Source organism: Sulfitobacter sp., assembly GCF_041552635.1.
In the GTDB taxonomy this organism is placed as follows: Bacteria; Pseudomonadota; Alphaproteobacteria; order Rhodobacterales; family Rhodobacteraceae; genus Sulfitobacter.
In genome coordinates this window covers 1-20255 of record NZ_JBFEKM010000068.1, presented here as the reverse complement: position 1 = coordinate 20255, position 20255 = coordinate 1, and the positions used below count along the sequence as shown (strand labels likewise).

Annotated in this window: 22 protein-coding genes; 7 read left to right on the top strand and 15 right to left on the bottom strand. The window is 55.3% G+C overall.

Annotated features, from left to right (window positions below):
- Together rpsB and tsf are read left to right on the top strand one after the other, a co-directional pair.
- The coding region (rpsB, locus tag ABYT07_RS09965; protein ID WP_372991291.1) for a 30S ribosomal protein S2 at positions 1-572 on the top strand (572 nt) is incomplete at its 5' end.
- A gap of 121 nt (positions 573-693) precedes the next feature.
- A complete protein-coding gene (gene tsf, locus ABYT07_RS09960) occupies positions 694-1569 on the top strand; it encodes a translation elongation factor Ts (RefSeq protein ID WP_372991290.1) in 876 nt (291 codons plus the stop codon).
- Positions 1570-1664: 95 nt separating this feature from the next.
- Here tsf and aroQ read toward each other — a convergent pair whose 3' ends face one another.
- Together aroQ and ABYT07_RS09950 are read right to left on the bottom strand one after the other, a co-directional pair.
- On the bottom strand, positions 1665-2096 hold the full coding sequence (gene aroQ / locus ABYT07_RS09955) for a type II 3-dehydroquinate dehydratase (RefSeq protein WP_372991288.1): 432 nt from the start codon (positions 2094-2096) through the stop codon (positions 1665-1667).
- Positions 2097-2147: 51 nt separating this feature from the next.
- Positions 2148-2549: a rhodanese-like domain-containing protein gene (locus tag ABYT07_RS09950; RefSeq protein ID WP_372991287.1), complete on the bottom strand. Its 402-nt coding sequence runs from the start codon at positions 2547-2549 to the stop codon at positions 2148-2150.
- 119 nt (positions 2550-2668) lie between these two features.
- On the opposite strand from ABYT07_RS09950, the gene ABYT07_RS09945 reads away from it, so the two are divergent.
- Both ABYT07_RS09945 and ABYT07_RS09940 read left to right on the top strand, forming a co-directional pair.
- Entirely contained in the window at positions 2669-3490 is an 822-nt protein-coding gene (locus tag ABYT07_RS09945) for an FkbM family methyltransferase (protein ID WP_372991285.1), read from the top strand.
- Between the two features lie 194 nt (positions 3491-3684).
- A complete protein-coding gene (locus tag ABYT07_RS09940; RefSeq protein ID WP_372991284.1) occupies positions 3685-4524 on the top strand; it encodes a fumarylacetoacetate hydrolase family protein in 840 nt (279 codons plus the stop codon).
- Between the two features lie 5 nt (positions 4525-4529).
- On the opposite strand, the gene phoB is transcribed toward ABYT07_RS09940, so the two are convergent.
- The 10 genes from phoB to ABYT07_RS09890 all read right to left on the bottom strand — a co-directional run bounded on the left by phoB (position 4530) and on the right by ABYT07_RS09890 (position 13998).
- Positions 4530-5219: a phosphate regulon transcriptional regulator PhoB gene (gene phoB, locus ABYT07_RS09935; RefSeq protein WP_372991283.1), complete on the bottom strand. Its 690-nt coding sequence runs from the start codon at positions 5217-5219 to the stop codon at positions 4530-4532.
- A gap of 3 nt (positions 5220-5222) precedes the next feature.
- Positions 5223-5930: a phosphate signaling complex protein PhoU gene (phoU, locus tag ABYT07_RS09930; RefSeq protein ID WP_372991282.1), complete on the bottom strand. Its 708-nt coding sequence runs from the start codon at positions 5928-5930 to the stop codon at positions 5223-5225.
- 4 nt (positions 5931-5934) lie between these two features.
- The gene (pstB, locus tag ABYT07_RS09925; RefSeq protein WP_372991280.1) at positions 5935-6732 is read right to left on the bottom strand and encodes a phosphate ABC transporter ATP-binding protein PstB; all 798 of its coding nucleotides are present in this window, start codon (positions 6730-6732) and stop codon (positions 5935-5937) included.
- A 17-nt stretch (positions 6733-6749) separates the two neighbouring features.
- Positions 6750-8090 carry a phosphate ABC transporter permease PstA gene (pstA, locus tag ABYT07_RS09920; protein WP_372991279.1) on the bottom strand — a complete coding sequence of 447 codons (1341 nt, stop codon included), beginning with the start codon at positions 8088-8090 and terminating at the stop codon, positions 6750-6752.
- Positions 8087-9586, bottom strand: coding sequence for a phosphate ABC transporter permease subunit PstC (gene pstC, locus ABYT07_RS09915; protein WP_372991278.1), 1500 nt, complete (start codon positions 9584-9586; stop codon positions 8087-8089). Before pstC ends, pstA begins: the two co-directional genes overlap by 4 nt.
- A 129-nt stretch (positions 9587-9715) precedes the next feature.
- Positions 9716-10756, bottom strand: a complete 1041-nt coding sequence (locus ABYT07_RS09910; protein ID WP_372991277.1) for a substrate-binding domain-containing protein — start codon at positions 10754-10756, stop codon at positions 9716-9718.
- A gap of 132 nt (positions 10757-10888) precedes the next feature.
- A complete protein-coding gene (locus tag ABYT07_RS09905; protein ID WP_372991275.1) occupies positions 10889-11941 on the bottom strand; it encodes an ATP-binding protein in 1053 nt (350 codons plus the stop codon).
- 3 nt (positions 11942-11944) lie between these two features.
- Complete coding sequence (locus ABYT07_RS09900; RefSeq protein ID WP_372991274.1) at positions 11945-12466, bottom strand: gamma carbonic anhydrase family protein; 522 nt, start codon at positions 12464-12466, stop codon at positions 11945-11947.
- A complete protein-coding gene (gene gmk / locus ABYT07_RS09895) occupies positions 12463-13104 on the bottom strand; it encodes a guanylate kinase (RefSeq protein ID WP_372991273.1) in 642 nt (213 codons plus the stop codon). Before gmk ends, ABYT07_RS09900 begins: the two co-directional genes overlap by 4 nt.
- A gap of 3 nt (positions 13105-13107) precedes the next feature.
- Positions 13108-13998: a YicC/YloC family endoribonuclease gene (locus tag ABYT07_RS09890; protein WP_372991271.1), complete on the bottom strand. Its 891-nt coding sequence runs from the start codon at positions 13996-13998 to the stop codon at positions 13108-13110.
- Between the two features lie 308 nt (positions 13999-14306).
- On the opposite strand from ABYT07_RS09890, the gene ABYT07_RS09885 reads away from it, so the two are divergent.
- Entirely contained in the window at positions 14307-14927 is a 621-nt protein-coding gene (locus ABYT07_RS09885) for a PAS domain-containing protein (RefSeq protein ID WP_372991270.1), read from the top strand.
- A 105-nt stretch (positions 14928-15032) separates the two neighbouring features.
- Here the strand turns inward: ABYT07_RS09885 and ABYT07_RS09880 are convergent, their stop codons facing one another.
- The gene (locus ABYT07_RS09880) at positions 15033-16403 is read right to left on the bottom strand and encodes a class II 3-deoxy-7-phosphoheptulonate synthase (RefSeq protein ID WP_372991269.1); all 1371 of its coding nucleotides are present in this window, start codon (positions 16401-16403) and stop codon (positions 15033-15035) included.
- A gap of 198 nt (positions 16404-16601) precedes the next feature.
- On the opposite strand from ABYT07_RS09880, the gene ABYT07_RS09875 reads away from it, so the two are divergent.
- Positions 16602-17606, top strand: a complete 1005-nt coding sequence (locus ABYT07_RS09875; RefSeq protein WP_372991292.1) for a GlxA family transcriptional regulator — start codon at positions 16602-16604, stop codon at positions 17604-17606.
- Between the two features lie 63 nt (positions 17607-17669).
- On the opposite strand, the gene ABYT07_RS09870 is transcribed toward ABYT07_RS09875, so the two are convergent.
- Entirely contained in the window at positions 17670-18518 is an 849-nt protein-coding gene (locus tag ABYT07_RS09870; RefSeq protein ID WP_372991267.1) for a LysM peptidoglycan-binding domain-containing protein, read from the bottom strand.
- A gap of 305 nt (positions 18519-18823) precedes the next feature.
- On the opposite strand from ABYT07_RS09870, the gene rlmF reads away from it, so the two are divergent.
- Positions 18824-19750: a 23S rRNA (adenine(1618)-N(6))-methyltransferase RlmF gene (gene rlmF, locus ABYT07_RS09865; RefSeq protein ID WP_372991266.1), complete on the top strand. Its 927-nt coding sequence runs from the start codon at positions 18824-18826 to the stop codon at positions 19748-19750.
- Positions 19751-19909: 159 nt separating this feature from the next.
- Here rlmF and ABYT07_RS09860 read toward each other — a convergent pair.
- Positions 19910-20255, bottom strand: a 346-nt coding sequence (locus ABYT07_RS09860) for a substrate-binding domain-containing protein (protein ID WP_372991265.1), incomplete at its 5' end; no start/stop codon positions are given.

Below are 20255 nucleotides of genomic sequence, written 5' to 3'. Positions count from 1 at the left end.
GTGGCACATTGACCAACTGGCAGACTGTTTCCAAGTCGATCCAGCGTCTGAAATCCATCGACGAACAGTCCGAGCGCGGCTTTGCCGGCCTGACCAAGAAAGAGCGTCTTGGAATGGAGCGTGACCAGTTCAAACTGGAAGCATCGCTGGGCGGTATCCGTGAAATGGGCGGTCGCCCTGATCTGATCTTTGTCATCGACGTCAAAAAAGAAGCGCTGGCCGTCGCCGAAGCCAACAAACTGGGTATTCCGGTTGTTGCGGTCGTTGACACCAACTGCCCACCAGATGGCATCGACTATATCATCCCAGGCAACGACGACGCTGCACGCGCAATCAGCCTGTATTGCGATCTGGCCGCGCGCGCCGCACTTGACGGTATGTCCGCCCAGCTGGGTGCTGCCGGTGTTGACATCGGTGCAATGGAAGAAGCCCCCGAAGAAGAAGCCCTGATCGACGGTGGCGTTGAAGTCGGCGCAGCCTCGACCGAGACTGTTTCCAACGACGCAATGAGCGCAGATGCCCCGCTGGATATCGAATCCAAGCAGGAAACTGTCGACGCGGCAAAGTCCTAAGCGATACCGCTTTTTGGCGGGCAGGGGGATCGCCCCGGCCCGCCATAACCCCATACATTCCAGAGACATAAGGGCAGGTAACTGCGCCTTGCGTCATCCCAATTCAAGGAGAACCAAAGCGATGGCAATCACAGCATCCATGGTCAAAGAACTGCGCGATTCCACCGGCGCAGGCATGATGGACGCCAAGAAGGCGTTGACTGAAACAGACGGCGACATGGAAGCCGCCGTTGACTGGCTGCGGACCAAAGGTCTGGCCAAAGCGGCCAAGAAATCCGGCCGTACCGCAGCAGAAGGTCTGGTCGCGGTCAAGGTTGACGGTGGCCACGGCGTTGCAGTCGAAGTTAACTCCGAAACCGATTTTGTCGGCAAGAACTCTGACTTCCAGAAAATGGTATCCGGCATCGCCGATGTGGCCGTGACTGTATCCGATGTTGACGCACTGAACGCCGCTGACATGGGCGGCAAGCCCGTTTCGACCGTCATCACCGACGCAATCGCGACAATCGGCGAAAACATGTCCGTGCGCCGCATGCAATCCATCGACGGTGATCTGGTTGTGTCCTACGTGCACAACGCAGCTGCACCCGGCATGGGCAAAATCGGCGTTCTGGTCGCCATGACCGGCGGCGACGAAGCGCTTGGCAAGCAGATCGCGATGCACATCGCAGCTGTAAACCCTGCCGCCTTGTCCGAAGCTGATCTGGACCCGGCCGTGGTCGAGAAGGAAAAGCAGGTTCAGATGGATATCGCGCGCGAATCCGGCAAGCCTGACGCCGTGATCGAAAAGATGATCGTTGGCCGTATGCAAAAGTACATGTCCGAAGTGACATTGCTGAACCAAGCCTTCGTTGTGAACCCTGATCTGACCGTTGGTGCCGCAGCAAAAGAAGCCGGCGCAACCATCACAGGTTTCGTACGTTTGGAAGTTGGCGAAGGCATTGAAGTTGTCAAAGAAGACTTCGCAGCCGAAGTTGCAAAAGCAGCCAAAGGCTAAGTCTTTATCTACTGTTGAAAAAAGGGCGAGGGTGCTGATGCATCCTCGCCCTTTTTGTGTTTTCTAGATTAGGAATGTCGGTTAAATTTCTGAATTTACTTGGATAAATGCCCCTTTAGAGCATCAATTGCCAAAAGATAGCTTTGCGCGCCAAAGCCACAGATTTGGCCGACAGCGACCGGTGCGATATAGGACTTGTGCCGGAACGTTTCGCGCGCGTGAATATTGCTTAGGTGAACCTCGATCACCGGCAATTCCACCGACGCAATCGCATCCATCAAAGCGATCGATGTATGGGTATAGGCCCCGGCGTTCAGGATAATTCCGGCATGAACGCCCTTGGCCGCGTGGATATGATCAATCAACGCGCCCTCATGGTTGGACTGCTCAAAGCTTAGATCAAACGCAGTCGCATGCGCGCGGCACATCGCCTCCACATCGGCCAAGGTCGTCGATCCATACACCTCTGGCTGGCGGGTGCCGAGCAAGTTGAGGTTGGGACCATTCAGGATCAGGATCGAAGTCATGCAGTTGCCTTTTTCAATTGAAACGGACCCAACGCCGGGCCTTGGCGTTGTTTAGTCTTTCTTTTCAGGGAATTCGACCGGACCACCTTGTTTTTCCCATGTCGAAAATCCTTCGCGCAGATGCGCGGCCTCGAACCCCATATCTTGTAGTGTCGCCGTTGTAATCGCCGATCGCCACCCCGAAGCGCAGTGAAAGACGAATGTCTTGTCTTCGCCAAATATCTCTTTGAAATATGGGCTGTCAGGGTCGACCCAGAATTCAATCATCCCACGCGGCGCATGAAAACTGCCGGGGATATAACCGCTGCGCTGGCGTTCACGAATGTCGCGCAGATCAACAACAACAACGTCAGGATCATCAAGCATTGCAATCAGATCGGGGGTTTCGATTTCCCTGATCCGCGCGCGTGCCGCTTGAACCATATCAGCAGAAGAAAGTTTTAGAGCGGCCATCGTAAATTCCCTTTGGTTGAACATACTGCATCGAGGTGATTTCGCATTATTTTAGATAGATTTTCAATTTGGACTATGCCACGACAGGGCGCGACGTAAAGACAGGGAACGAAGATTGCATGGATTACCAAGTATTTGAAGCAGAACAAATTGAATTTCAGGGCCCGATGGTCAATCAACACGGGCGTGAATTTCAACAGTTCTCAAATCAGGAACTTGTGCGCGTCTTTCATGAACTGATCGCTCTAGAAGATGTCTCGTGCATCCTTGAACTCGGTGCGCACCGTGCGGCCACATCAAAACGTTTTGTCAAAGCCAAAGCAGGCCGCAAAGCCGTCGCAATCGAGGCAAACCCGTTCAATTTTTCCAAGTTTGGTCCCATGGCCAAAGATGTAGGCGTTTTATATATGAACTATGCGCTGACCGATCAGACGGGGCCGCTTAATCTGGTGCTCAGCGACTCCGATCAGGACCGCAAACGCGGCCACACCAAGACGTCGAATTCTATCCTGCGCAATCTTGGTTTTGGCCGCACCAAAAAGGTCGAAGTGCCCGGCATCACATTTGACGATCTGGAACATGATCCTGCGTTCAAAGCCTATCTGCCGTCGCTGGCCGATGCGCGACCAGCCTTGTGGATCGACGTCGAAGGTGCGCTGAGCCATCTATTGGACGGGGCCCATAAGGCACTGCCCAAATGCCTTTTCGCTATGGCCGAGGTTGAAAGTGTTGAACTGTTTGAAAGTCAAAAGACCGTCAAACACGTCGCCCAGCAATTCGCCGACGTGGGCTTTTTCCCGTTTCTGCGTGACAGTGAATACATGCCAACGCAACACAACGTCATCTTTGTGAACAGCTCGCTTATCTCACCGGAAAAGCTGCAACCGATAAAAGAGACATTTATAAGTAATATCAAAGCTTTCGTGCCAGAAGCGCAGTGATCACATACAGATCATTTAATTACATAATGTTGATTATAGGAACTCCTGATCAACTGCCTGCCGGGCACATGCCAATCCCTGTCGGCTTGGTTATTGCAGGAAAACTGATGGTCAGCAGGATATAATCCGAATGTATTGACCATCTTGCGAATTCCGGCCAGCGTGCGGCGACGTATCTGATCAAAGGACTTTCGATGAAACTTTGTCGTATCAAGACATCCTCCGGCACTTATCCCGCAATACTTGACGCTGATGGCCAGCCTCGTGATTTGTCGCAGCATATCACGGATCTTGAACTGTCCAGCATGGCCCCGGATGCCCTTGATGCGCTGCGTGGCATTGACGCAGCTACATTGCCGAAGATCGACGGCGAATATGCCCCCGTGCTGAACGACATCCGCCGGATTCTGTGCATTGGCTTGAACTACTCTGATCATGCCGCCGAGGCTGGGATGCCTGTGCCGGATCACCCGATCCTGTTCGCCAAGCTCTGTGCGGCGACTGGCGCAAATGAACCTATCATCATTCCCAAAGCATCCGAAAAAACCGATTGGGAGGTCGAGCTGGCCGTGATCATCGGCACCAAGGCGCAACACGTCTCCGAGGCTGACGCGCTGTCCCATGTGGCTGGCTATGCCACCTTCAACGACGTGTCCGAACGCGCCTTCCAGATCGAATTTGGCGGGCAATGGGTCAAGGGCAAGTCCTGCGACAGCTTTGCGCCTATCGGCCCTTGGTTGGTGACAAAGGACGAAGTACCTGACCCGCAGAATTTGGACCTGTGGCTGGATGTGAACGGCACGCGGCGTCAGACCGGCAACACAAGCACGATGGTGTTTACCGTAGCCGAGATCATCTCGTTTCTGAGCCGCTTCATGACCTTACTGCCTGGCGACGTCATTGCAACGGGAACGCCCCCCGGTGTCGGTATGGGATTTAAGCCGCCTGTCTATTTGCAGCCCGGCGATGTTGTCGAGTTGGGCATTTCAGGCATCGGGGATCAAGCGCAAAAAGTGATATCTTTCAAAGGGTAAGCGCCCTACCCTAATGCATAACCTGCACCGCGGACCGTTCTGATGGGATCATCTCCGCCATGGTGTGTCAGCGCTTTGCGCAGACGCGCAATGTGGACATCAACGGTTCGCGTATCCACGAATATATCGCGCCCCCAAACGTGATCCAGCAGTTGATCCCGGCTGAAAACGCGGCCGGGACGTTCCAACAAAGTGACCAGCAGGCGGTATTCCGTCGGGCCCAGCTTCAGCTCTTGGGTAGCGCGGTTGACGCGGTGGCTTTCGGGGTCCAGCGTGATGTCCTGATAGCTAAGCTGCCCCCCTGTTGCCGCAGGTCGCACTCGGCGCAGCTGGGTCTTTACACGGGCCATCAACTCTCGCATGGAATAGGGTTTGACCACATAGTCGTCGGCCCCGGTTTCCAACCCACGCACCGCATCCACCTCTTCTGACCGCGCAGACAGCATGATCACTGGAATATTGCGGGTGTCATCGCGGGTTTTCAGCTGGCGACAAACCTCGATCCCGCTCAGCAGCGGCATCATCCAATCAAGGATCACAAGGTCTGGCAGCGCCTCGGCGACCAGCAGCATCGCTTCTTCGCCATTTTCGGCGCGGCGCACGTCATAGCCTTCGGATTCAAGGTTATAGGCCAGAACTTCGCGCTGTGCTGGTTCATCTTCAACCAGCAGTATTTGAGGCTGATCCGCAGACATTGCTTAACCTTTTAGCTTGGTCGAGGTGTCATCTGCCTTGGGCCGATCCTCGTCCGGTTGGGTCCCTGTCACCAGATACACGACCTGTTCCGCGATTGATGTGACCAGATCACCCATGCGTTCCACGTTTTTCGCGATAAAATGCAGGTGCATACAGGATGTGATGTTGCGCGGGTCTTCCATCATGAAGGTCAGGAATTCACGGAACAGCGCGTTATACATCTGGTCCACGTCTTCATCGCGGGCAATCACGTCCATCGCCAGATCCACATCGCGTTGAACATAGCAATCAAGCGCGTCTTTCAGCATGGATTCGACAGTCTTGCACATGCGCCGGATCGCCCCGGTGCTGTCTTTCACTTCGGGCAGTTGTGCCAGAACAGAATTACGCTTGGCCATGTTTTTTGCATAATCACCAATACGTTCCAGGCTGGCGCTGATCTTGATCACACTCAGGATCAGCCGCAGATCAATCGCTGTGGGCGCGCGCAAGGCGATGATACGTGCGGCACGTTCGTTGATTAGCTCTTCGAGCGCATCAATGGCCTTGTCCCCTGCCCGCACCTGTGCGGCCAGTTCTTCGTCGCGGGTTTCCAACGATTGTGATGCAAGCCGAATGGCGTCTTCTACCATCCCGCCCATTTTCATGATCTGCGCCTGAACAGCCTCTAGGTCGCGATCAAAGGCAGAGGCAATGTGTTGTTCTTGCATGATATTATCCAATCCGTCCCGTGATATAGCTTTCCGTCCGAGGGTCCTCGGGCGAGGTGAAGATCTTGTCGGTTTCGCCGTATTCCACAAGATTCCCCAAGTGGAAAAACGCTGTTTTCTGGCTGACCCGCGCGGCCTGCTGCATCGAATGGGTCACGATCACCACCGCATAGCTTTGGCGCAGCTCGTCGATCAGTTCTTCGACCTGCGCTGTGGCAATCGGGTCAAGCGCGGAACAAGGTTCATCCATCAGCAACACCTCGGGTTCTGTCGCTACGGCGCGGGCAATGCACAAACGCTGCTGTTGGCCGCCGGACAGGCCGGTGCCGGGCGCTTGCAGGCGGTCTTTGACCTCGTTCCAGATCGCACCGCGTTTCAGCGCGCGTTCCACGATATCGTCCAGTTCAGCCTTGTTGCGGGCCAGACCGTGGATGCGCGGACCGTAAGCGACGTTGTCATAGATCGACTTGGGGAACGGGTTCGGCTTTTGGAAGACCATCCCCACCTTGGCGCGCAGCTGCACCGGATCGACCTTGCTGTCATAGATGTCTTCGCCGTCGATCAGGATGTCGCCCTGCACGCGGCAAATATCAATCGTGTCGTTCATCCTGTTGATACAGCGCAAGAATGTGGACTTGCCGCAGCCTGATGGACCGATGAATGCTGTAACCGTCTTGTCCTGAATATCGACCGACACGTCCTTGATGGCATGGGTATCGCCATAATAAACTTGCACGTCGCGGGCCGCTATTTTGATCTTGTTTGTGGTCACGTCGATCTCCGATATTACGTTATCTCTCATTGCCTTGGCCTCCCTGCTTACCAGCGTCTTTCGAACCGGCGGCGCAGCATGACAGCAATTGCGTTCATGGTGATGAGGAACACCAGCAAGATGATGATGCCGCCCCAAGCGCGTTCATAGAACGCCGGGTCGGCGCGTTTCGCCCATTCATAGATCTGTGCGGGCATGGCCGAATTCGGGTCCAGCAGGCCGGATGCGATCCCGTCGGGCGGGTTCGAGGCGATAAAACCCACCATCCCGATCAGCAAAAGCGGGGCTGTTTCGCCCAGTGCTTGTGCCAGACCAATGATGGTACCGGTCAGGATGCCGGGCGCGGCCAAGGGCAGCACGTGGTGGAACACCGACTGCATTTTTGACGCCCCGACCCCCAATGCCGCATCGCGGATGCTGGGCGGCACAGATTTCAACGACGCGCGGGTCGAGATGATGATCGTGGGCAAGGTCATCAGCGTCAGCACCAAACCACCGACCAAGGGGGCCGAGTTCGGCAGGTGCATATAGTTGATGAACACCGCCAGACCAAGAATACCGAACACAATCGACGGCACCGCGGCAAGGTTGGAAATATTCACCTCGATGATGTCGGTGATCCAGTTCGTCGGCGCGAATTCTTCCAGATAGATCGATGCAGCGACCCCGATGGGCAGCGCCAGCGCCAGCACCACCAGCATCATGAACAGCGATCCCATCATCGACACACCCATTCCGGCGGCTTCGGGGCGGGCGTCGGATGCGTCGGCACCGGTGATGAACGCAAGATTAAACCGTTTTTCCAGCGACCCGTCTGCAATCAGCGCATCAACCAGATCAAGCTGCTCAGCGTTGATGCTCTTGTCGTTGGCGATGCTTTCGCGCGTCACGCGCCCCTTGAGGTATCCATCCACCCGGCTGTTGGTCAGAAACCGGAATTCCACAGATGTGCCGATCAAATCGGTGTTATCTAAAACAAAGTCCCGCAGTTGCGCCGCAGCATCTTTGGACAGGATCGCGGCCATATCCTTGGGCTTTAGCGCTGTTTCGATCCCGGTATCGGCGACCTTCTTTTCAAGCGCTGCCGCCATGAGGGGCGCATAGCCAAAGGTCGATACTTTCTTGATGTCCTCAAGATCGCGGTTGCCTTTTTTATCCAGCTTGGCCTCAAGCAGTTGCACATCAAGCGTGAGGAATGTTTGCTGAAATGCACCCGTTCCACGTCCGATGATGGTTGTCAGCAAGATCACAAGCATCAGCAGGCCGACTGCAATCGCGGCGATCCCGTACGCCTTGAACCGCGTCTCGGCCCGGTTGCGTTTCACCGTGCGTGCGTCCTGACGCAGCAGTGAATGTTTCGGGGTTGTGTGGTCTGGGCGGTCGGTCATTCGTACTGCTCCCGGTATTTGCGCACGATATAAAGCGCCAGAACATTCAGCCCCAGCGTCAACACGAACAGTGTCAGGCCAAGGGCAAAGGCCACAAGAGTTTCAGGGCTGGCAAAGTCGGTATCGCCGGTCAGCTGGCTGACGATGCGGGTGGTGATGGTGGTCATTGCCTCAAGCGGGTTTGGAGATATGCGGGCGATGGCCCCTGCCCCAAGCACGACGATCATGGTTTCGCCGATGGCCCGGCTGGCAGCCAGCAGGATGGCCCCGACGATGCCGGGCAGTGCGGCGGGCAGCACGACTTGGCGGATGGTTTCAGAATGGGTCGCGCCAAGACCGAACGACCCGTCGCGCAGGGATTGTGGAACGGCGTTGATGATATCGTCACTCAGCGATGAAACGAAGGGGATCAACATGATCCCCATGACCAGCCCGGCCGTCAGAACCGAGGTTGCCCCGCTCATCCAGTCGACACCCAGAATGCCATCGTCGCCACGCCCGAACAGATCGACCAGAAACGGCCCGACGGTCAGCAGGGCGAACAGGCCGTAGACGATCGTGGGAATACCGGCGAGGATCTCGAGCAGCGGTTTCGCACCGGCACGGACCTTGCTGTTGGCATATTCCGAAAGGTAGATCGCGGCGAACAGGCCGATGGGCACGGCCACCAGCAGGGCGATGATCGAAATATACAGCGTCCCCCATAGCAGCGGCAGGATCGACAGATCGCTGTCGCCGCGAAAGTTGGGGGCCCATGTGTCACCCAGAAAGAAATCCTGCCAAGGGTGCAGTTTAAAGAAGTTGATCGATTCAAACAGCATCGAGAACACGATGCCCACCGTGGTCAGAATGGCCAGAGACGCGGCAATGATCAGCAACCCCAGCACAAAGCGCTCAACCATATTGCGGGCGCGGAAATCAACCGTGGTGGCACGCAACGCAATGAACGCGCCCCCTAGGGCAATGACGGCGATTGTGGCGATCATCAGCCATTGCCCCGTCGCTTGCATGCTGCGGTATCGCTGTGCAGCGGCCAGCACATCAGCGCTGACATCAGACCCAAGTGCCACGCCGTTGTCGGCCAACAACCCGCGCACATCCGTATCGGCAGCCGACAGGTCACGTGCGGCATCAGCGCTAAGCGCGCCTGCGTCAACAGCCGTGGTCAAGCCATTGGCAACGCGGCGCACATCACTCATCACAAGATTGACCGATGAACCTTCGCTCACGGCGTCTTGGGGGATCATATCAATGACTGCGTTCTGGATCAGTACCGGTTGAACCAGCAACCAGACGACCAGCACAAAAAGCGCCGGTATCGCAGTCAGCATCGCGGCGTTATAGCCATAATAACTTGGTAAGGAATGTAGTTTGCGCGCATCACCATCGGCCGCGGCCATGGCCCGGCTGCGCGCCATCACATAGGCCAAAGCAGTCAATACAAGAACCACAATCACCAGTAGCGTGGTCGGTGCCACATTCAGAAAATTACCCACAAGAGGCCCCCAGTCATGCCCCTGCAACAAGGGCTTGTCGTCTTTTAGAATATGGTCGTTTACTCTGTGGCAGTCAGCAGCAGATGCCCCGAAGAACGCATAACCGTCCTCCGGGGCAAATTAAAGAGCTTAGGAACCGTTGCCCATTACGGTCTCGTTGGCGACGGTGTCCTGAACCTTGGCCAGTTCTGGATCGGACACCAGACCATATTCTGCCAAGGGGCCATCGGGACCAGCGATTTCATCAGCAACGAAGAATTCAGAATATTCCTTCAGGCCCGGGATCACACCGATGTGGGCTTGCTTGACGTAAAAGAACAACGGGCGCGACACAGGGTAGTCACCTGTCGAAATTGTTTCGACTGTGGGTTCAACACCGGACATGGTGGCAACGCTCAGCTTGTCTGTGTTGTTCTCATAGAAGGCCAGACCAAACACGCCGATACCGTCCTTGTTGCTTTCGATACGGGCCAGTGTTTCGGTGTAATCGCCGTCGATATCGACCGACGCGCCATCAGTGCGCAATCCGATGCAGGCTTTTTCTGCGGCTTTCTTGTCGTCGCCATTGGCGGCTTTGAAGGCTTCGAAATCACCGGTGGATTCACACCCGGCCAAGATCACTTTTTCCTCGAAAACTTCACGGGTGCCGTGCTTGGTGCCGGGGATATAGGCTTGGATCGGCTGGTCAGGAAAGCTGGCGTTGACGTCGTTCCAGTTTTTGTTGGGGTTCGCTACGATCGCACCGTCTACGACGATTTCAGCGCTCAGTGCTTTGTACCAGTCTTCGGGGGTGAATTCGAAGGTGTTGCCGTTGATGTCGGACGCAAATACGATGCCGTCATAGCCGATTTGCACTTCGATAATGTCGGTCACACCGTTTGCGGCACAGACTTCCAGTTCCGAAGACTTGATCTTGCGCGAGGCGTTCGCGACGTCGATGGTGTTTTCGCCCACACCTTCGCAAAAGCGCTTCAAACCAGCCGAAGAACCACCGGATTCAACAACAGGCGTCGGGAAGTCAAAGTTTTCACCGAACGCTTCGGCAACGATGGATGCGTAAGGCAATACTGTGGAAGAACCGGCAACCTGTACCTGATCACGGGCAACGGCAGCAGTGGCGCAGACGGCCGAAATGGCAAGGGCGGATGTGGTGAGTTTAACGAGCGACATGATGTCTCCTGTCAGCTTGGAATTTCTGATCACCCCCATGGTGATCTTGGGGCTAGCACTAGGGCTGCTTGATTGGTGTTTTGTGACAGTTGTATTACAGTTTTATGACAGCGTCCAAAAAACCATATTTTCCTAGCGGTTTTCAGCCATATCAAGGGGCAAAATAACTGCAAATTGCGCGCCATGCCCCAGCGTACTGGTGATTTTCAGCCTGCCGCGGTGTCTGTTGAGGATATGTTTCACAATTGCCAACCCCAGCCCTGTGCCCCCCAAGGCGCGGCTGCGGTGATCATCGGCACGGTAGAATCGTTCGGTCAGGCGCGGCAAATGCAACGGATCAATGCCGGGGCCGTGGTCTGTGATCGTGATACGCACCGCAGGCCCGCGCAAAGACGGATCGCGCAGGGTGGTTTCAACGTCGATCTCGACCGACTTGTCAGTACCGCCGTATTTGATCGCGTTCTCGATCAGGTTGGTAAAGACCTGCATCAGCTGGTCCGTATCGCCAGTCAACGGCAAGGGGTCCTCTCCGATGCGCGGGGTCAGGGTTACATCGGCCTCGACCGCAAGCGGGTTCAGGTTGCGCAGCGTTGATTGCAAGACATAGCGCAGATCGACCTTGTCGGTGGGGCGCACCCGTTCATCGGATTCCACACGCGACAGCGACAGCAAATCTCCGACCAGCCGGTTCATGCGCTCTGCCTCGCCTGTCATAATGCCCAGAAAGCGGTCGCGCGCGGCCGGATCATCGCGCGCAGGGCCGCGCAGGGTTTCGATAAATCCCATCAATGCAGTCAAAGGTGTGCGCAGTTCATGGCTGACATTGGCAACAAAATCCCGGCGGACCTGACTGGCTTTGGTCACTTGGGTAATGTCCTGAAAGCTGAGCAAGACATAATCCATGCCCACGACTTTGCGCACATGGACCTGATACGTGATATCATTGGTGCCGTCATTGGCCAGAAAAAGCGCCTCGCGGGGGTTGTCGTCTTTCTGGCACAGCTCGACAGCATCGACCAATGTGGGCTGGCGCAGCACGTTGATATAGTGCCGTTCCAGCGCGCCTTTGCCGACTAGGGTTTCGGCGGCAGCGTTCATCGCCACGATCCTTTCCTCCCGGTCAACGGCCAGTGTCGGCAAAGGCAGGGCCGCCAATAGGTTGGGCAAATGTGGCCTAAGCACCATGACTTAAATCGGCTTTAGATCGGTGCGAAACCGGCGCGCGTTTTCCTGATAGTGTTGGGCGCTTGCGGTCAGCCCTGCAATCGCCGCAGCATCCAGTTCGCGCACGACCTTGCCCGGCGCGCCCATCACCAGCGATCCGTCCGGGATCACCTTGTTTTCGGTAATCAGCGCGCCTGCGCCGATCAGGCAATTCTTGCCGATCTTGGCCCCGTTCAGCACGGTGGCCCCCATCCCGATCAGCGAATTATCCCCGATCGTACAGCCATGCAGCATGACCTTGTGGCCGATCGTGCAGTTTTCGCCAATCGTCAGCGGGCAACCGGGGTCCGTATGGAAAACGCAGTTTTCCTGCACATTGCTGCCTTTTCCCACATGAATCACCTCGTTATCCCCGCGCAAGGTGCAGCCGAACCATACCGACGATCCGGCCTCTAGGACGACATTGCCAATCACATTGGCATCCGGTGCAACCCATGCATCCGGGTCTATGGTGGGGGCGATATCGGCCAGGGCGTAAAGGGTCATTTCGTTTCCTCGAATTCGGCTTGCAGTGTGCGGACATGGTCTACCAGATTGGGCTGCTGGGAAAGGCGCAAACGTTCTGCGGTGATGATTGATTTCAACCGCGCTTCAGTGTCGACCAGATCATCGTTGATCAAAACATAGTGGTAGCCATCCCAATGGCTGATCTCGTCCCAGCTTTTCTCCATGCGCAAGGCGATGGTTTCAGGGTCGTCCTGCCCGCGTGTTTCCAACCTGCGTCGCAGTTCCTTGATCGAGGGCGGCAGGATAAAGATCGACAACACATGCTGCTTCAAAGCTGAATTGCTGATCTGCTGGGCACCCTGCCAATCCACGTCGAACAACACGTCACGCCCGTTGTCGATAGATTTTTGCACCGGCCCTTTGGGGGAGCCGTAATAATTGCCAAAGACCCGCGCGTGTTCCAACATCTCGCCGTCATTGACCATGGTGCGGAACTTGTCTTCGTCGGTGAAAAAGTAATCCTTGCCGTCGACCTCGCCCACACGCGGGGCGCGGGTGGTGGCGGATACCGAAAATTGCAGCGATGCATCCCAGTCGCGCAGTTTGCGCGCTAGGGTAGATTTTCCCGCCCCCGAGGGCGAGCTGAGGATGATCAAAAGGCCGCGGCGGTCGCTCATGGGTTACTCCACATTCTGTACTTGTTCACGCATCTGGTCGATCACGGCCTTTAAGGCCAGCCCGACCCGCGTAAGGTCTGTGTTTTGTGCCTTTGCGCACAATGTATTGGCCTCGCGGTTGAATTCCTGCATCAGGAAATCCAGCTTGCGCACGACCGCGCCACCCTGCCCCAACAGATCGCGTGCGGCGGCGACATGCGCAACCAACCGGTCGATTTCTTCGGTAATGTCTGATTTCACGGCAATCAGTGCAAGTTCCTGCGCCAAGCGGTCCGCATCAACGCCTTCGCTATTGTCCAGCACCCGTGCAAGATTGCGCTGAAGCGTTGTGGCCATCTCGGCTTTGCGCGCCTCGGCCAACGCGGCGGCTTGTGCGGTCAGGGCTTCAACCTCGGCCAGTTGCGTCATCATCACTTGGGTCAAGGCAGCGCCCTCGCGGGTGCGCATCGCGTTGAAATCGGCAAGCACGGCAGGAAACTCTGCCAACAGCGTTGCGGCAAGCGCTTCGACGTCATCGACCGTCGTCGCCTGTTCGAGCACGCCGCGCATGGTTACGATATCGGTTGCTTTGGACGGGGCCAGTGACACGCCCGCATCCATTGCGCGCGCTTCGATCTGGTGCAGCGCATTCAGCACGGTTTCAAGCTGCGCTTCGTTAACAGCAAGGCTGCCGGCGGTCTCATCTCTGGTGATGCGCAGATTGCAGGTTACGTTGCCCCGCGCAATTTCCGCGCCAAGCGCGCTGCGCAAACCGACCTCGAGCCCGTCGACCCAATCGGGCACACGCAAGCGCAGATCCAACCCCTTGCCGTTGACCGATCGCAGTTCCCACCCCCAAGAATGCGGCACCAACGCACCACTGGCAGAGGTAAAACCCGTCATCGAACGTATCATGGATTTATCCCCTAAGATGTGCTAATGGGTCAGGCTTTAAGGCCAAACCATCATTTGGGGCAAGTCGAAAGCCTATGAAGCTTACTGCAAAGCCCTTACGAAGAGATTAACCACATGATTCATTTTCTCTGCAAATTTGATAAGAACTCGATATGAACTCAACAAGACCAATCAAGGCAAGAATGTGCCGGTAAGTGGGCGAACCCACGCGAACGTATTTTAGCTTCTGTCTGACGCAGACAGATTATTGATAAGGGCAGCGCAGGTAGATGGACAACTTAACAAAAAATGAACAGAATGTTGTAAGCATGACAGATTACAACCCAGATCAAAGTTTTGCCATCCTATCGCAGGTCGAGGCCTATTGGGATGCGCTGCGCGGCGACCAATTGTTGCCCAAGCGGTCGGACATTGACCCGCGTGGTATCGAAAACGCGCTGGAATTCGCCTTTATCCTAGAACGTGTTGCCCCCGGCGTGGCCCGTCTGCGGATCGCGGGCAGCCATTTGAGCGATTTGATGGGCATGGAAGTGCGCGGGATGCCGATCACGGCGTTCATGACGCCGTCCTCACGCCGCCAATTCAGCGACATGATGGAGGAAGTCTTTGAGATGCCTGCAACCGCCATGCTGACCCTGAAAAGCGATGTCGGCGATCTGAATGCGCGGATGGTCCTGTTGCCGTTGAAAAGCGATATGGGCGACACCAGCCGCATGTTGGGCTGCCTTATGGCCCAAGGGGACATGACAGATACGCCGTGCCGCTTTGATATACAGCGCATGCAGATCACGTCGGTTGCAGATAAAATGAACAAAACCATTGACGTGTCGACTGAACCGGCACCGCAAAAGGGCTTTGCCGAACCAGCCAAGGAATATGACGCAGCCACGAAAAAGCATCGTCCACACTATCTGCGTTTGGTGAAATAAGAAGACTGAAAGACACCGGCAAGCCTAGACGCCTGACCAACAGTTCCCGACAAAAAGCCGCGCAGACCCAAGGGTTCGCGCGGCTTTTCTTTTTGGATTAGCGATTTAAACGGCAGCTTTGGCCTGATGCGCCGTCCGGCGACCCGAAAGTTCCTCTGCGACAAGGAATGCCAGTTCAAGCGACTGGCTTGCGTTGAGGCGCGGATCGCAGGCAGTGTGATAACGGTCGGACAGATCTTCGTCTTGGACCGCGCGCACCCCACCCGTGCATTCGGTCACATCTTGGCCGGTCATCTCGAAATGAACGCCACCGGGCACAGTACCTTCGGCTGCGTGAACGGCAAAGAATTCACGCACTTCGCGCAGAACAGAATCGAAAGGCCGCGTTTTATAGCCGCTTGAGGATTTGATCGTGTTGCCATGCATCGCATCACAGGTCCAAACCACGTTGGCCCCTTCTTCCTGCACGGTCTTGATCAAGCGCGGCAGGTGGTCGCCCACATTTCCGGCACCAAACCGTGCGATCAGGGTCAAACGACCTTCTTCGTTTTGCGGGTTCAGCGTTTTCATCAACTGCTTCAGGTCGTCGCTGGTCATGGTCGGGCCACATTTCAGACCGATGGGGTTTTGCACACCGCGGGCGAATTCCACATGCGCCCCGTCCGGCTGACGTGTGCGGTCCCCGATCCAGATCATGTGGCCAGAGCCCGCCAGCCATTTGCCGGTTTGGCTGTCCTGACGGCAAAGGGCTTCTTCGTATTCCAGCAAAAGCGATTCGTGGCTGGTATAATATTCCACCGATTGCAGGGTATGCGCCGTTTCCGACGTGACGCCCGCAGCCGCCATGAAATCCAGCGTGTCGGAAATCCGGTTGGCAATCTCGCGGTATTTTTCGGCCTTTTCGCTTTCGGTAAAGCCCAAGGTCCAGCCGTGGACCTGATGCACATCTGCATAACCGCCAGTTGAAAAGGCACGGATCAGGTTCAGCGTTGCCGCTGCCTGCGTGTAGGCGCGCAACATCTTCTTTGGGTCGGGAATCCGCGCCTCTGGCGTGAAGGCCAGTTCGTTGATGATGTCACCACGGTAGCTGGGCAGTTCCACACCGTCGATCACCTCTGTCGGGGCCGAACGCGGCTTGGCAAACTGGCCCGCCATGCGCCCCAGCTTGATCACAGGCACCTTGGCACCATGGGTCAAAACGATTGCCATTTGCAGCATGACCTTGAACGTGTCGCGGATCATGTCACTGCTGAACTGCTCAAAGCTTTCTGCGCAATCGCCGCCCTGAAGCAAGAACGCTTCGCCCCTGCCCGCAGCCGCCAGATGCTTTTTCAGCCGCCGCGCTTCTCCGGCAAAGACCAACAACGGATACCGAGACAGCTCTGCTTCGACCGCGTGCAACGCGTCCTGATCTGGATAGTCGGGCATCTGGATCCGCGGTTTGTCGCGCCAGCTTGATTTGGTCCAATCGGTCATTTTGTCTCTCCGAACTACGCATTGCACCCAAAGGTGGCGCAAAGATTTGAACCTGTGGTATACAAAAGCCTAGGTCGAGTGACCAGAACTGAAATTCATCCTATTGACCTTGACCCTGCCCCGTGAGCAAGGTTTCCGTCAGGTTTTGAAAACTTCATGCCAAGCTAGTCGCAAGATATCCCTATGAAAGGTAAAGCGATGTCAGAGCACCGTCCTGCCACACGCGTCCCTTTGGACGAGAACAAGCCGCGTATGTTTGTTTTTGTATTGCTCGAAAACTTTACCATGCTCAGCTTTGCGTCGGCGGTGGAATGCCTGCGTATCGCGAACCGGATGGAGGAGCGCGAAGCCTATGCTTGGCGGCTGATCGGTGAAGGCGGTGCAAGGGTACGGTGTTCTGCGGGGGCCGAATTTACGCTGGATGATGATCTGGACGAATTGCGGCGTGACGATACGGTAATCGTCTGCAGTGGCATTGACGTTCAGGCCGCCACGACCAAAAAGCTTCTGGGCTGGCTGCGCCGCGAGGCACGCAAGGGCATTATGGTCGGTGGCTTGTGCACGGCGGCCTATACGCTGGCCAAGGCAGGTCTGCTGGACGGCAAGAAAGCGACGATCCATTGGGAAAACCAAGATAGCTTTTCCGAGGAATTCGAAGAGGTCAATCTGACCAAATCGGTGTTTGTCGTCGATGGCAACCGCATGACGACGGCAGGCGGAACATCGTCGATTGACCTGATGCTAAAGCTGATTGCTGACGATTTCGGCGAAGAACTGGCCAATGCGGTTGCAGATCAGCTGATTTACAGCTCGATCCGGACAGATCAGGACACGCAGCGTTTGTCTGTGCCGACACGGATCGGCGTGCGCCACCCCAAGCTGAGCCAGGTCATCCAGATGATGGAAGCCAACATCGAAGAACCGATCAGCCCGTCATCGCTGGCCCGCTTTGTCGGCATGTCAACCCGCCAGCTTGAGCGTCTGTTCCGCCGCTATCTGAACCGTAGCCCCAAGCGGTATTACATGGAACTGCGTCTGCAAAAGGCCCGCAACCTGCTGATGCAAACCGACATGAGCGTGATCAATGTGGCGCTCGCCTGTGGTTTTGCCTCGCCGTCGCATTTTTCAAAGTGCTACCGCGCGCATTATGACACAACCCCCTACCGCGAGCGTGGCTCGCATGCCGCACGGTTGTCGATCTGAGCGGCGAAATCTGCGTCTGAGCCTATATCGATCCAGCGCAACGCGTTCGCGAAAGCAAGCCGCCTAAATCGAGGCAACTTTTTTCAACTGGCTCAAAACGGCGTTGGCTTCGGTCAGCTGTTCATCCATCACTTTGATGATGCGATCCGACTGGGATTGCATGTCGCTGACCATCTTGTCGAATTCCTTGAGCGGGTCCCAGGTCACGGCCTTTTCCCACGCATCCCAACCATCACCAAGTTTTCCGCTCGCAATCTTCTTGAACATCCCCTCGTCGCGGGCCTTGATAAAGGTCTTGCCCCAGAACGAGGGGCTGGTCATCTTGAAAAAGCTATCCCCCAAGACGCCCAAGACACCGACCGCCTTTGTCGCGCTGGTCGACATTGATTTAGCTCCGGCCTGCAAAGCAGGTTCAATCGCCGAAACATTCATTCCGACCACTTCCTTGATGATATCCTTGTTGGCTTTGGCCACTTCGGTGGCTTTCATCGCGCCCATTTTAGAACCGGTTACGGTGATCTTGGCCAACGAATTAAGGATGGTAAGAACAAGCGCCGCAGCATCTACGGCATCGCCCGTTTTCTTGAAATCTTTCTTCCCTTTTTTGATTTCCCCAGACAATGAGGCGGTTGTATTGATCTGCTCTTTCTTGGCCTGCTCAAGGTTCTTGATCCGCGCCTCGACCGTCGCAATGAGGGTCTTGAGGTCCTTGCGTTTGTCCGGCGTCAAAGCATAGTCTGGAATGATGATCTGGTCGCCCGGTTGGATCTTGTCAGGGTTTGGCCGCGTTTTTCGAAACTTGGTGTTCACGGGGTCTTTGTAAATCGTAACGAAAGATTTGATCCCATAGAAACGGGCGATCTTGTCAAGGTTTTCGCCCTTCTTCACCGTGTGTACAATCGTTTTCGCCATGCCATTTCCTTGCAAGCTATTGTCTTGGTTTTCTTATTTCTAAATAAATGATGCCTTAGTTATAATTTTGACCCCGTTTTCCCCCCGCAATCAAGTCTCTTGAACACCGTACGACGTGACAGGCATCGTATCCTTGGTTCACGGCCGTTGACTGCCCTGTTCAAAGCCTCAGGCACAGAGTTTCGAATACTCCCACTCTGCCGCTTCTCTGCGAAACCTTAACAATTTTACTATTTCCGCATAAGGGCTTAAGTTCACGAACGGTTTGGCTAGTTCCTTCCACCAACTTTAATGAAGGCGTCACCATGGCTACCAAAACTAATCTGCACCCCCGTAATCAACACAGAGAAGGTTACGATTTTGTACGTTTAGTGGCGGATTCACCTGAGCTTGAGGCGTTTACGATCCGCAATCCTGTCGGTCATACGACGATTGATTTTCAAGACGTGTCGGCGGTCCGTATGCTTAACCGGGCCTTGCTAAAGACGTATTACGATATTGGTTTTTGGGATATTCCTGACAACTACCTGTGCCCTCCAATTCCCGGTCGTGTCGACTACATCCATTATCTGGCGGACTTGCTTGCCTGCAGCAACAATCAAGAAGTCCCGCGTGGGCCTCAAATCAAAGCGTTAGACATAGGCACCGGTGCTAGCTTGGTGTACCCCCTTACGGGCCAGAGTGAATATGGCTGGGATTTCACTGGCGTCGATATCGACCCGACTGCGATCAAATCGGCTCAGCAGATTTGCCAATTCAACAAGCTGAAAATCACGCTCAGACAACAAAATATACGTGAGAATATCTTTAGAGGCGTGATCGAACCCAGCGATGTTTTTCACATCACCCTGTGCAACCCGCCTTTCCATGCTTCCCTTGAAAAAGCCAATAAAGGTACCCAGCGAAAGTGGGCTAACCTTGGTAAGGGACATTCAAGAAAACTCAATTTCGGGGGGCAAAACGCCGAACTTTGGTGTCCGGGTGGCGAGATAAAGTTTATCGCCACCATGGTTAAACAGAGCATGGAATTCGCCGACCAGTGCCTGTGGTTTAGCTCGTTGGTCTCGAAAAAGGATAACCTTCAGCCACTTTATAGAATTCTGAAAAATGCTAAAGTTGCTGATTTTAAGGTGATCGAGATGGCACAGGGGCAAAAAACAAGCCGTTTTATAGCTTGGACTTACATTAGAGAAAATAAGAGATCTCTATTTTTGAATGGAGCTCGTCAATAGAACGAATGGCAATCTCTTGCATAGATTGGGGAACACAAGCGGTGAACTCGGGTCGCTGTGTGTGTAGGTCGCAACTGGATGACGCATGTTCTGCGCGTCAAAAACGTATGTGAAAACTGGGGTTTCGCTAGGCCCACACTCCAGAAATCTCAAGTGAGGCTACAACGTCCGATCTTTGAGCAATTCCGAGAGAATGGTGTTTGGGAAACGACGCGATAGTGTCACAGCAAAGAAGGTTTCGCCAATACCTTGCAGACGATCTGCTTCGACCAGCTTGCCGGTGCTTAATTCGTCTTGAACGACGATGGGTGGCAGCACGGCAAGGCCGACGCCTTCACGCGCAAGTAGGCGCATCATTGCCATGTCCTCGACCTCGGCTGCGATCTGCGGCCGGATGCCAAGCCGCTCGGTCAGGGCATCAAAGCCGATCCGCACGCCGGTGTCACTTGTTGGCAGGATAAACGGTAGGCGTGCCAACAGTTCGCTCAGACCAGAAATGCCGCCC